Origin of the sequence: Luteimonas sp. WGS1318 (assembly GCF_043187535.1) — a bacterium.
In the GTDB taxonomy this organism is placed as follows: domain Bacteria; phylum Pseudomonadota; class Gammaproteobacteria; order Xanthomonadales; family Xanthomonadaceae; genus Luteimonas.
The window spans coordinates 435,876-448,082 of the sequence record NZ_CP171131.1 but is presented as its reverse complement, the minus strand read 5'-3'; the positions used below and the strand labels follow the sequence as shown (position 1 = coordinate 448,082).

Annotated in this window: 9 protein-coding genes; 6 read left to right on the top strand and 3 right to left on the bottom strand. The window is 69.0% G+C overall.

Annotation, left to right across the window (positions count from 1 at the left end; translation table 11 throughout):
* Nucleotides 1-28: 28 nt before the first annotated feature.
* Nucleotides 29-1,045 carry a LacI family DNA-binding transcriptional regulator gene (locus ACF3M1_RS01910; RefSeq protein ID WP_394003405.1) on the bottom strand — a complete coding sequence of 339 codons (1,017 nt, stop codon included), beginning with the start codon at nt 1,043-1,045 and terminating at the stop codon, nt 29-31.
* Between the two features lie 209 nt (nt 1,046-1,254).
* On the opposite strand from ACF3M1_RS01910, the gene ACF3M1_RS01905 reads away from it, so the two are divergent.
* Entirely contained in the window at nt 1,255-3,858 is a 2,604-nt protein-coding gene (locus ACF3M1_RS01905; protein WP_394003403.1) for a glycoside hydrolase family 3 N-terminal domain-containing protein, read from the top strand.
* A 214-nt stretch (nt 3,859-4,072) separates the two neighbouring features.
* Nucleotides 4,073-4,768: a glutathione S-transferase N-terminal domain-containing protein gene (locus ACF3M1_RS01900; protein ID WP_394003401.1), complete on the top strand. Its 696-nt coding sequence runs from the start codon at nt 4,073-4,075 to the stop codon at nt 4,766-4,768.
* Between the two features lie 129 nt (nt 4,769-4,897).
* On the opposite strand, the gene ACF3M1_RS01895 is transcribed toward ACF3M1_RS01900, so the two are convergent.
* The gene (locus tag ACF3M1_RS01895) at nt 4,898-6,019 is read right to left on the bottom strand and encodes a GNAT family N-acetyltransferase (protein WP_394003399.1); all 1,122 of its coding nucleotides are present in this window, start codon (nt 6,017-6,019) and stop codon (nt 4,898-4,900) included.
* A 74-nt stretch (nt 6,020-6,093) separates the two neighbouring features.
* Between ACF3M1_RS01895 and ACF3M1_RS01890 the strand changes: the two genes are divergently transcribed.
* The 4 genes from ACF3M1_RS01890 to ACF3M1_RS01875 all read left to right on the top strand — a co-directional run bounded on the left by ACF3M1_RS01890 (nt 6,094) and on the right by ACF3M1_RS01875 (nt 11,374).
* Nucleotides 6,094-6,495: a MarR family winged helix-turn-helix transcriptional regulator gene (locus ACF3M1_RS01890; protein ID WP_394003397.1), complete on the top strand. Its 402-nt coding sequence runs from the start codon at nt 6,094-6,096 to the stop codon at nt 6,493-6,495.
* Between the two features lie 228 nt (nt 6,496-6,723).
* Nucleotides 6,724-8,994 (top strand): DPP IV N-terminal domain-containing protein, encoded by a 2,271-nt coding sequence (locus ACF3M1_RS01885; RefSeq protein WP_394003395.1) that lies wholly within the window; start codon nt 6,724-6,726, stop codon nt 8,992-8,994.
* Nucleotides 8,995-9,005: 11 nt separating this feature from the next.
* Nucleotides 9,006-9,509: a cytochrome c oxidase assembly factor Coa1 family protein gene (locus ACF3M1_RS01880; protein WP_394003393.1), complete on the top strand. Its 504-nt coding sequence runs from the start codon at nt 9,006-9,008 to the stop codon at nt 9,507-9,509.
* A 68-nt stretch (nt 9,510-9,577) separates the two neighbouring features.
* Nucleotides 9,578-11,374 carry a DUF885 domain-containing protein gene (locus tag ACF3M1_RS01875; RefSeq protein WP_394003391.1) on the top strand — a complete coding sequence of 599 codons (1,797 nt, stop codon included), beginning with the start codon at nt 9,578-9,580 and terminating at the stop codon, nt 11,372-11,374.
* 73 nt (nt 11,375-11,447) lie between these two features.
* Here ACF3M1_RS01875 and ACF3M1_RS01870 read toward each other — a convergent pair whose 3' ends face one another.
* Complete coding sequence (locus ACF3M1_RS01870; RefSeq protein ID WP_394003389.1) at nt 11,448-12,146, bottom strand: ElyC/SanA/YdcF family protein; 699 nt, start codon at nt 12,144-12,146, stop codon at nt 11,448-11,450.
* Nucleotides 12,147-12,207 lie beyond the last annotated feature (61 nt).

Genomic DNA, 12,207 nt, shown 5'->3' with positions numbered 1-12,207 from the left:
GACGCAGGGCATCCGTCGATTGCCGCGCTCAGCCCGGCGCCGGCCCCGTCGACTTGCGCACCTGCAGCGCATAGGGGAGTTCCAGCGTCTCGCCGGCGCCGCGGTCCTTGATCGCCTTGAGCAGTTCGAGACCGGCCAGGCGCCCCATCTCGCGGCTGGGCTGGCGCACGGTGGTCAGCGAGGGATAGATGTGGCGCGCGATCGGCATGTCGTCGAACCCGCACACCGACACATCCTTCGGTACCGACAGCCCGCGCTCGCAGATCGCGCAGATCGCACCGGCCGCCATGTCGTCGTTGGCGGCGAAGACCGCGGTCGGCGGATTCGGCAGGTCGAGCAGGCGGTTGGTCGCGTCGAAGCCGGATTCGTAAAAGAACTTGCCGGCGACAACCAGCGAGGCGTCGTAATCGAGGCCGGCCTGCTTGAGGCCATCGCGGTAGCCGGCCAGGCGCCAGCCGCTGGCGCCGTGCGCCGGATGGCCCTTGATGTGGGCGATGCGGCGATGGCCGAGGCCGGCCAGGTGCAGCACCACGTCGCGCGCGGCGCTGCGCTCGTCGACGACCGCACCGATGCGCCGGTTGCGCTCCTGCGCCGACACGCTGGCATAGGGCACCCCCATCTCGTCGAGGCGCGCGAGCAGCTTCGCATCGTCGGTGATCGGCGGCGTCAGCACCACGCCGTCGAGCTGCGACTGCATGATCATCGACTCGACCTTGGCGACGATGTCGCTCGCGGTGTAGACGACCGGCGCGAGCATCAGGTTGTAGTGCTGCGACTGGCAGGCATCGAGCACGCCGAGCTCGACCTCCATCAGATAGTTGCTCGACGGGTTGTCGTAGAGCATCGCGATCAGGTACGACCGACGCCCGGCGAGCAGCCGCGCCGACGCCAGCGGCCGGTACTTCAGCTTCTCGACCGCCGCCTCGACCGCGAGACGTGTCCGCTCGGACACGTTCGGTTCGTTGTTGAGCACGCGCGAGACGGTCTTCATCGACACGCCCGCCGCCTCGGCGACATCTTCGATCCGCACCCGCATGTTGTTCATTCCGGCCATCCTGGTTCCGGTCGCGATTCTGCCAGAGACGCGGTGGTGGCCCGCGTGCCGATTGCGCATGACGCCCTGCAGCAAGCGTCGGCGGCCAACCGCCGGTATGCTAACGCCGCATTCTGACAACGCTGTCATCGTCCGTATCCGGCACGGTGGCCCATTGAACCCGGCGGTTCCACCGCCCACGCCTGATCCGGAGCCCTTCGATGATCGAGTCGCATCGCCCCGCCCGCCCATTCTTCCGCCGCGCGCTACTGCCCGGTGTCCTCGCCGCGCTGGTGCTGGGCGCCTCCGGTTGTGCGCGTGACGAGGCGCCCGCAGCCGACGCGACGACGCCGACCACTGAGGCAGCGGCCGCGGATGCGGGCGCCATCGATGCCGCCAACTGGCCCGATACCGCGTGGCCGTTCCCGGAGGACGCCGCGCTCGAGCAGCGCATCACCGACCTGATGGCGACGATGAGCGTCGAGGAGAAGGTCGGCCAGATCGTGCAGGGCGACATCGCCGACATCACGCCCGAGGACGTGCGCAAGTACCGCCTCGGCTCGATTCTCGCCGGCGGCAATTCCGACCCGGGCGGCCGTTACGACGCGTCGCCGGCCGAATGGCTGGCGCTGTCGGACGCGTTCTGGGAAGCGTCGATGGACACCTCGGGTGGCGGCAAGGCGATCCCGGTGATCTTCGGCATCGACGCCGTGCACGGCCAGAGCAACATCGTCGGCGCCACGCTGTTCCCGCACAACATCGGCCTGGGCGCGACGCGCAACGCCGAACTGATGCGTGAAATCGGCCGCGTCACCGCGATCGAAACCCGCACCACCGGCATGGAATGGGCGTTCGCCCCGACCGTCGCCGTGCCGCAGGACGACCGCTGGGGCCGCACCTACGAGGGCTATTCGGAATCGCCCGATGTGGTGGCCGCGTTCGCGCCCGCGGTGGTCGAAGGCATGCAGGGCAAGGCCGGCTCGCCCGAATTCCTCAACGATCATCACGTGATGGTCTCGGTGAAGCATTACCTCGGCGATGGCGGCACCGCCGGCGGCAAGGACCAGGGCGAAACCGCGGTGACCGAAGCGCAGCTGCGCGACATTCACGGTGCGGGCTATCCGCCGGCGATCGCGGCCGGCGCGCAGGCGGTCATGGCCTCGTTCAACAGCGTGCACGGCCAGCGCATGCACGGGCACAAGGCGCTGCTGACCGACGTGCTCAAGGACCGCATGAATTTCGGCGGCTTCGTCGTCGGCGACTGGAACGGCCACGGCCAGCTGCCGGGCTGCACCACCACCGATTGCGCCGCGACGTTCAATGCCGGCCTCGACATGGCGATGGCGCCCGACAGCTGGCGCGGGCTGTACGAGAGCACGGTCAAGCACGTGCAGTCGGGCGAGCTTCCGATGGCGCGCCTCGACGATGCGGTGCGTCGCATCCTGCGGGTCAAGTTCCGCATGGGCCTGTTCGACGCGCCGAAGCCGTCGGAACGTGCACTCGGCGGCAAGTTCGAACTGCTCGGCGCGCCGGAACACCGTGAGGTCGCCCGCCGCGCCGTGCGCGAATCGCTGGTGCTGCTGAAGAACCAGGACGGCATCCTGCCGCTCGCCGCGAACCAGAACGTGCTGGTGGCCGGCGACGGCGCCGACGACATGGGCAAGCAGTCCGGCGGCTGGACGCTGAACTGGCAGGGCACGGGCACCAAGCGTGCCGACTATCCCAACGGCGACACCATCTGGGACGGCATCCGCACGCAGGTCACCGCCGCCGGCGGCAGCGCGCAGCTCGCGATCGACGGTGCGTACCGGCAGAAGCCGGACGTGGCGATCGTCGTGTTCGGCGAGGATCCGTATGCCGAATTCCTCGGCGACCTGCCGAACCTGCTGTACAAGCCCGGCGACGATGCCGACCTGGAACTCGTCAAGCGCCTGCGCGCCGACGGCATTCCGGTGATCTCGGTCTTCATCAGCGGTCGCCCGCTGTGGATGAATCGCGAGATCAACGCGTCCAACGCCTTCGTCGCCGCCTGGCTGCCGGGCTCGGAAGGTGCGGGCATCGCCGACGTGCTGCTGCGCGGCGCCGATGGCCAGCCGCAGCACGACTTCAAGGGCAAGCTCAGCTTCTCTTGGCCGCGCCGCGCTGACCAGTACGTCAACAACGTCGGCATGGAGGGCTACGACCCGCTGTTCGCGTTCGGCCACGGCCTGACCTACGCCGATGCCAGCAACCTCGACGCGCTGCCGGAAGATGCCGGCGTCAGCGCCGAAGACGGCAAGGACGCGGGCTATTTCGCCAAGGGCGTGCCCGGCCCTGGCATCCGCCTCGTGGTCACCGGCGCCGACGGACGCGGTGCCGATGTGCTGCATCCGCGCGTCGTCACGCCGGACGGCACGCTGAGCCTCGCCGCGGTCGACTACCAGACCCAGGAAGGTGGACGCCTGCTGACCTGGACCGGCAACGCCACCGCCGAGCTGCTGTCGCACTCGCCGGCCGACCTGAGCCGCGAGACCAACGGCGATTCGCTGTTGCTGGCGACGCTGCGCGTGGATGCCCTGCCCGCCAGCGGTGACATCACGCTGTCCGCCGGCTGCGGCGACGACTGCTCGGGCGCTCTGCCGGTGCGGGAGTGGCTGGCGACGCTGCCCCGCAACGAATGGGTGACCGCCGGCATTCCGCTCAAGTGCCTGACCGCTGCCGGTCTCGACGCCACGCGCGTCAGCACGCCGTTCGCACTGCGCGCGCCGCCCGGTCTGACCCTGGGTCTGGCCGAGGTCCGCATCGGCACCGACGCCACGCACAGGCTCGACTGCAAGACGCAGTAAGGGCCTGCCCACGGCCGCGTCCACAGGATGCGGCCCACGGGCCCCGGCTTCGCACCGGAGCCCGGATCGAACGCAACGCCGCCCTCGAGGCGGCGTTGCCGTTTCAGGGTGAGCCCGGTCGTCACTACCGCAACGCAGCGTGCGCCCCGTATCCACGTCGCCCTACGGGCGCGCGCCTAGACTCGACACACCTGTCCCCGCGGAGCGGCACCTCATGATCGACCTGCACTACTGGCCCACCCCCAACGGCCACAAGGTCACCCTGTTCCTCGAAGAAGCTGGCCTGGACTACACGATCCACCCGGTCAACATCGGCAAGGGCGACCAGTTCAAGCCCGAGTACCTCGCGTTCTCGCCGAACAACAAGATGCCGGCGATCGTCGACCACGCACCCACCGACGGCGGCGATCCGCAGACCGTGTTCGAATCCGGCGCGATCCTGCTGTATCTGGCGGAGAAGTCCGGGCAGTTCCTGTCGACCGATCCGCGCGTGCGCATCGAGACGCTGGAATGGCTGTTCTGGCAGATGGCCGGCCTCGGACCGATGACCGGCCAGTACGGCCACTTCAATGTCTACGCGCCCGAGAAGATTCCCTACGCGATCGAGCGCTACACCAATGAGGCCAACCGCCTGCTGCAGGTGCTCGACACGCATCTGAAGGGGCGCGACTTCATCGCCGGCGATGCGTACTCGATCGCCGACATGGCGACGTATCCGTGGATCGGCGTCTACGACAAGGCGCCGATCGACATGACGCCCTATCAGGAAGTCCAGCGCTGGCACGCTGCGATCAAGGCGCGTCCGGCCACGGAACGCGCATACGCGAAAGCGAAGGACGTGAATCCCGATGCCGGCAAGACGATGAGCGACGAGGAAAAGAAGCTGCTGTTCGGGCAGGGGCGCCGCTGAGGTATCGACGCGCGTGGCGGTCCGCACGCCACGCGTTCTTGCGCCGGCGCGCGCATCGCGCGACCGGCCCCGACATCGCGGCGATTGCCGCCCTCTGTGCCGACGCTCCGGCTTCAGGCCGGCGCATGCTCAGGCCGAGGCCTGCGCCGGCGTCCGGAGCGGCTTGACGAAATGCACGACGTCGCGGGTGTCCCGGTCGGAACTGCGCTGGAAGCCTTCGCGCGTGTAGAGGCGGATGTTCGCGGTACTTCCCGCTCCGGTTTCGAGCTCCGCACGGTCGCAGGCAGGATCGGCCTCGTTCTCCACGAACGCCAGAAGCCAGCGTCCGGTACCGGTACCGCGCATGTGCGGCGCCACCGCCAGGCGTCCGATGTGCCACGCGCCACCATCGCGACGCGCCCGCACCATGCCCAGCAACGTGCCGTCGCGCCACAGCCCGAATGCCGTCCACTGGTCGAGCCACGACGCCACCTCGCCGAGGCCTTCGTGCAGCGCCGGGATGTCCAGCGTGGCGTTGGCGAACGCTTCGTCGAGCCAGCAACACCGCTGCAGGACGAGGACGTCCGCGGCATCCGCCGATGTCAGACGACGGACGTGGGACCCCGGCACCGGCCCCGCCCGTGCCGTATCGCGCAGGGGCTCCCGCATGGGCCGGAGTGCGTGCCCCAGCCGCACCACTTCCTCCAGCAGCCGCGCTGCGAGGCCATCACGACGCGCGTCCTGGGTGATGCAGCCATCGACGACGGCATCGTCGATGCGGATGGCCACGGTCGCGCCGGTGGGGACGAGTCGAAGCGCGGAGAGGACCGGCCGGGCATGCTGCACCGAGCGCGTTCCGGCCGAGGTGTGTCCGTAACTGACGAAGCCGGCGGGTTTCCATGCCCATTCGCGACCCAGATAGTCGAGCGCGTTCTTCAGCACCGCGGGCATGCCGTGGTTGTATTCGGGCACCACGAACACGATGCCGTCCACGCTGTCGACCAGGGCGCTCCAGTCACGGGCATGCTGGCCGCGATAGATGCCGGCCGCGGGATGCTCCACTTCATCCAGAAAGGGAAGGTCCAGATCGGCGAGGGACACAGGCACCAGCTCGGCACCCACGGTCGTCGCCTGCGTCGAAGCAGCCCGCGTGAACCAGTCACCGATGATCGGCGCGAGCGCATTCGGACGGGTGCTGCAGGTCAGCACCAGGATGCGGATCGATTTCGTTAACATGTAATCGATCCTCTGGGATATTTGATTACATGTCAACGAAAAAGAATCCGAACGCGACGTCCACTTGGCTCGATGCTGGCGAGGAACGCGCCTGGCGCGCCTTCCGCCGCATGGCGATCCACGTCAATGGGCACATCAGCCACGCGCTGCTGGTCACCGGACTGTCCGACGCCGACTACGAGGTGCTCAGCACCTTGATCGAGCGGCCCGACACGACGAGCACGCTCCACGCGCAGGCCGCGAAAATGGGATGGTCGCGAAGCCGGCTGTCACGTCACGCGTCCCGCATGGAGGCCCGTGGGCTCGTCGATCGCGCCCCCGACCCCGACGACGGCCGGGGCTGTCTGCTCGTGCTCACGCGACGGGGCCGCGACACGCTGCGCGCCGCCACCCCACCACATTTGCAGTCGGTCCGGCAGCACTTCGCCGACCTGCTCGACGCCGACGATCTGCGCGACCTGGAGCGGATCGCGGCGAAGCTCGGGGACACGCCGCAGCCACCGTCCGACTGAGCGCCGTCATGTGATCCACGCGCCGGCGTTTTTTCTTCCGGGGCCGATTCTGCCGGCTACGCAAAGCCCAGCAGTTGCGGCCATGTGTTTGACGCTCCAGCCGCAGGTGCATCGCATATGTGGCTGGTCGGACAGCACGACCCGTCGTGGGACCTGCACAGGCTGAGTGTCGGACAGGTGCCGCTCCGCCACCCGATACACTGGCGGCCTCGCTCCACTGGACCCGCCATGCGCTCCGTACTCGCTGCCGCCGCCCTGATGATCGCCACCTCCTCCGCCCTCGCCGCCACGCCGCCCGCCGCCGGCGGTCTCACGCTCGAAGCCATCACCGGCGATGCGCCGCTGTCGGGGCCGACGCTGATGAAGCCGCAGGTTGCACCGGACGGCTCGCGTGTGACCTTCCTGCGCGGCAAGGACGAGAACCGCAACCAGCTCGACCTGTGGGAATACGACATCGCCAGCGGGCAGACGCGGATGCTGGTCGATTCGAAGGTCGTGCTGCCGGGCGAGGAGACGCTCAGCGATGCGGAGAAGGCGCGTCGCGAGCGTCAGCGCATTGCCGGGCAATCCGGCATCGTCGATTACCAGTGGGCGCCGGATGCGCAGCGGCTGCTGTTTCCGCTCGGCGGCGAGCTGTATCTGTACGACCTGTCGAAGTCGGGCAGCGATGCGGTGCGCCAGCTCACCGACGGCGGCGGCTTCGCCACCGATCCCAAGGTCTCGCCGCGCGGCGGCTTCGTCAGCTTCGTGCGTGCGCGCAATCTGTGGGTCATCGATCTGGCGACCGGCGCCGAGCGCCAGCTGACCACCGACGGCAGCGAGGTGATCGGCAACGGTGTCGCCGAGTTCGTCGCCGACGAGGAAATGAACCGCCACACCGGCTACTGGTGGGCGCCCGACGACAGCGGGATCGCCTACGCACGCATCGACGAATCGCCGGTGCCGGTGCAGAAGCGCTACGAGGTCTATCCCGATCGCACCGAAGTCGTCGAGCAGCGCTATCCGGCCGCCGGCGACGACAACGTGCGCGTGACCCTGCATGTCGTCGCACCGCAGGGCGGTGCAGTGACCGATGTCGACCTCGGCAAGAACACCGACATCTACCTCGCCCGCGTGCAGTGGCGCGATGCGCAGCGCCTGACCTTCCAGCGCCAGTCGCGCGACCAGCAGACGCTCGAACTCATCGAGACCACGCTCGCCACCGGTGCACAGCGCACGCTGGTCACCGAACGCGGCCGCACCTGGGTGCCGCTGCACGACAGCCTGCGCTTCCTCGATGACGGCCGCTTCGTGTGGTCGTCCGAGCGCGACGGCTTCCAGCATCTGTATCTCGCGTCCGAAGACGGACGCCGCATGACCCAGCTCACCCGGGGCGACTGGCCGGTCGACGAACTGCTGGCGGTCGATGCCTCCGCGGGCCTCGTCTACTTCCGCGCCGGCATGGCGCTCGAAGACGGCGAGGCACTGCCGCGCGCGACCGAATCGCGGCTCTACAGCGTCGGCCTCGACGGCACGCGCGCCTACACCACGCTGTCGACCGAACCCGGCATGCACGGCGCCAGCTTCGCGCGTAATGCCTCGGTCTACGTCGACAGCTGGTCGAACACAACCACGCCGCCGCAGATCGCGTTGCACCGCGCGGACGGCACGCGACTGGCGACGCTGGTCGAGAACGATCTCGCCGCCGCCGATCATCCCTACGCGCCGTTCCTCGCCGCGCACCGCCCGACCGAGTTCGGCACGCTGACCGCCGCCGACGGCCGCACGCCGCTGCACTACTCGCTGATCAAGCCGGCGGATTTCGACGAAACCAGGCCGCATCCGGTCGTCGTCTTCGTCTACGGCGGCCCGGCCGCGCAGACCGTGCTCGATACCTGGCCCGGTCGCGCCGATGCGAGCTTCCACCAGTACCTCGCGCAGCAGGGCTATGTGGTGTTCTCGCTCGACAACCGCGGCACGCCGCGCCGCGGCCGCGATTTCGTCGGCGCGCTGTACGAGCGTCAGGGCACGGTCGAGGTCGAGGACCAGCTGCGCGGCGTCGAGTGGCTGAAATCACAGCCGTGGGTCGACGGCAAGCGCATCGCGGTCAACGGCTGGTCGAACGGCGGCTACATGACGCTGATGCTGCTGGCCAAGGCCCCGGACGCCTACGCCTGTGGCATCGCCGGCGCGCCGGTCGCCGACTGGGCGCTCTACGACACGCACTACACCGAGCGCTACATGAACCTGCCGAAGGCCAATGTCGACGGCTATCGCGAGGCCAGCGTGTTCACCCACGCCGACAACATCAAGCCGAACGCGCTGCTGCTGATCCACGGCATGGCCGACGACAATGTGCTGTTCACCAACGCGACGCAGCTGATGAGCCAGTTGCAGCAGGCCGGCACACCGTTCGAGCTGATGACCTATCCGGGCGCCAAGCACGGCTTGCGCGGACGTGACGCGCTGCATCGTTATCGCACCAGCGAGGCGTTTCTGGCGCGCTGCCTGGCGCCCTGAAGACACCGCGCGTGTCCACGACCCCGCCCCCACTGCCGCCGCGTCCTGCGTCCGCGCCGCCACCGCCGCGCGGCTGGTGGCGGCGCCACTGGAAGTGGGCGTTGCCGGTCGTCGTGCTCACGTGCGTTGCGCTGGTGGCGGCGTTCGTGGCGATCGTGCTGTTCGCGGTCCGCGGCTCGATGACCCGCTCGGATGTCTACGCCGATGCGCTGGCGCGCGCCCGCGCGCATCGGGAACTCGTGGAGGTCATCGGCACGCCGATCGAACCCGGCTTGATGCCGATGGGGTCGATCCGCACATCGAGCGACAACGGCGGCGAAGGCCGGGCGGACCTGGTGATCGGCATCGAAGGACCACGCGGCGAGGGGCGCCTCGTCGCAAGTGCCGACCGCCGGCTGGGCGCCTGGACCTGGGAGTCGCTGCTGTACGTGCCCGGGGACAACGATCCCGCACACATCATCACGATCGCCGAAGCGGATACGCCGGTCGAACACCACGCATTGCCGGTGCCGTGACCTCCGGCCATTGCCGGCACGCACGCGAGCGCCTACGGTCGGTGTTCGTCCTCGCCGCTGGTGCTGCCATGAAACCGCTTGTCCTCGCGATCGCCCTGTCTCTCGCCGCGCCGCTCACGGCATTTGCCCATACCGATGACGCGAAGACCGCCGTCGCCGCATCGCAGACCGCGTCGCCGGCCTGGGTCACGCGCAGCAACGAACTGTCGCAGATCCTGATCGACGCCCAGGCGCCGTTCCAGCCCGAATCCGCAGGCTTCTTCGGCGTGCCCGGCTACGACGACCAGGTCGCCGACTTCGGCCCCGACAACGCCCGCCGCTACCGCGACGCGATGACCGCGGCGCGCGCCAGGTTGCAGACGCAGCTCGAACTCGAGCGCGACGCCAACGTGCGGCAGGACCTGCAGATCCTGCTCACCAGCATCGACCAGAGCATCGAGGGCAGCACGCTCGGCGAGCGCTATCTGCTGCCTTGGACCGATGCGCCGCAGTTGATCTTCGGCGGCATCAACGGACTGCTCTCGACACAGACGCCGGCCGAGCGGCGCGTGCATGCGCTCGCCCGTCTGCAGCGCTATGCCGGCCTCACCGAAGGCAGCACACCGATCACCACCCTCGCCCGCCAGCGCTACGAAGAGCGCCTGTCGAATCCGGACCTGCTGCAGCCCACGAAGCTCGAGGTGCAGCGCGCGCTCGACAGCGCCGACACCTACATCGCCGGCATCCGCAAGCTCTTCGAGGAATACGAGATCGAGGGCGCCGAACCTGCACTCGAAGCGATCGCGAAGGAGATCACCGCCTACGCCGACTGGACCCGCACCACCGTGCTGCCGAAGGCGCGCGAAGACACGCGTCTGCCGCCGGAACTCTATGCGTTCGGGCTCAAGCAGTACGGCACCGATGTCGACCCGCAACTGCTGATGCAGCGCGCGCAGCTGGCCTTCATGGAAATCCGCGCGCAGATGCAGCAGCTTGCGCCGCTGGTCGCGAAAGAGAACGGCATCGATGCGACCGACTACCGCGGCGTCATCACCGCGCTCAAGCGCGACACGATTCCGAACGCGCGTCTGGAGGCGAGCTACCGCGAGGTCATCGACGCGATCGATCCGATCATCGAGCGCGAGAACATCGTCGACGTGCCGCAGCGCGCGATGCAGATGCGCCTGGGTTCGGATGCCGAATCGGCCGCGCAGCCGGCGCCGCATTTCCGCCCGGCCCCGCTGGTCGGCAACACCGGCCAGCAGGGCACGTTCGTGTTGCCGGTCGGCAACCCCGGCGGCACCGGCGACGACGCGGCCTACGACGACTTCAACTTCGACGCCGTGCGCTGGACCTTGTCGGCGCACGAAGGCCGTCCCGGCCACGAGCTGCAGTTCACCGCGATGGTCGAGCGCGGCGTGTCGCTGGCCCGCTCGATGTTCGCGTTCAACTCGGTCAACGTCGAAGGCTGGGCACTGTATGCAGAAGCCGAGCTGGTGCCCTATGAGCCGCTCGACGGCCAGCTGATCGCCCTGCAGTTCCGCCTGCTGCGCGCCGCCCGCGCGATGCTCGACCCGATGCTCAATCTCGGCATGATCGACCGCGAACGTGCCGGCCGCGTGCTGACCGAAGAAGTCATGCTCTCGCCCGCGATGGCGCGCCAGGAACTCGACCGTTACACCTTCAACGCACCGGGCCAGGCGACGAGCTACTTCTACGGCTACACGCGCATCCTCGAACTGCGCATGCGCACCGAACTCGCGCTGGGCACGAAGTTCGACCGCCGCGCGTTCAACAACTTTCTGCTCGACCAGGGCCTGCTGCCGCCCGACCAGTTGGCCGAAGCGGTGGAAACCACGTTCATCCCGGCGCAGCTGAATCGCTGAGCGGGTTTCGGTCCCGCGCATGCGGTCAGACGGGCGGAGCCGCTTGCTGGCCCGCCCGGCACCGCAGCCCAGGTCAGCTCAACCGCGCCAGCATCCGCTGGTGGCCGATGATCCGCGCCCAGCGCGTGCCCAGATCCATCCAGCAGACGTAGGCCGCTTCACGCGCGATGCGCCCGAGCGTATTCGGGCGCCAGGACAGCGCGGGCTCGGCGGCACACACCTCCCAGTCCAGGCCCAGGCGATCGGCGAGGAAGGCGCAGCGTGCGAGGTGGTAGCGGCTGCTCAGCAGGGTGACCGCGGGCGGCGTGCCCAGCGGGTCGCCACCCACCAGCAGCAGGCGCGCGTTGCGCAGGTTCTGCAGCGTGTCGCGCGACTGGTCTTCCAGCTGCATCGGGGCATCCGCCGCGAGGCCCAGTGCGTGCAGGGCCTGTTGCGCCAGCGCGGCCTCCGTCGGTCCCCCCTCGGGTCCACCGCCGAGCAGCAGCAGGCTGCGCGGTGGACGGGATGCCCACAACGTGGCCGCGCGCGCGAGCCGCGCCTGGAAATCGGCATCGAGCCGCCCGTCGGGTGCGTGCTTGCCGAACAGCAACAGGCAGTCGCCGCGGTCCGGCGCGCAGGGCGCGGCGCGCGCCACCCGCCAGACATGGACCACATACCCCACGTACACCAGCCCCAGGCTCAGCGTGCACGCGGCAGCGGCGACGGCCAGCGCGTGCAGCGCATCGCCATCGGCGAGCAGTCGGAGTCGGTGCAGCAGGCGGGTTCCGGCCAAGCGGGGCGGTCCAGACGCACCCCGTACCGGGGCCGAGGCTGAATTCTAGCCTCACGCCCGC

Coding starts and splice junctions, on each gene's coding strand:
- ACF3M1_RS01875 (WP_394003391.1), top strand. CDS start 9,578: ATGAAACCGCTTGTCCTCGCGATCGCCCTGTCTCTCGCCGCGCCGCTC.
- ACF3M1_RS01910 (WP_394003405.1), bottom strand. CDS start 1,045: ATGAACAACATGCGGGTGCGGATCGAAGATGTCGCCGAGGCGGCGGGC.
- ACF3M1_RS01890 (WP_394003397.1), top strand. CDS start 6,094: ATGGCGATCCACGTCAATGGGCACATCAGCCACGCGCTGCTGGTCACC.
- ACF3M1_RS01885 (WP_394003395.1), top strand. CDS start 6,724: ATGCGCTCCGTACTCGCTGCCGCCGCCCTGATGATCGCCACCTCCTCC.
- ACF3M1_RS01900 (WP_394003401.1), top strand. CDS start 4,073: ATGATCGACCTGCACTACTGGCCCACCCCCAACGGCCACAAGGTCACC.
- ACF3M1_RS01905 (WP_394003403.1), top strand. CDS start 1,255: ATGATCGAGTCGCATCGCCCCGCCCGCCCATTCTTCCGCCGCGCGCTA.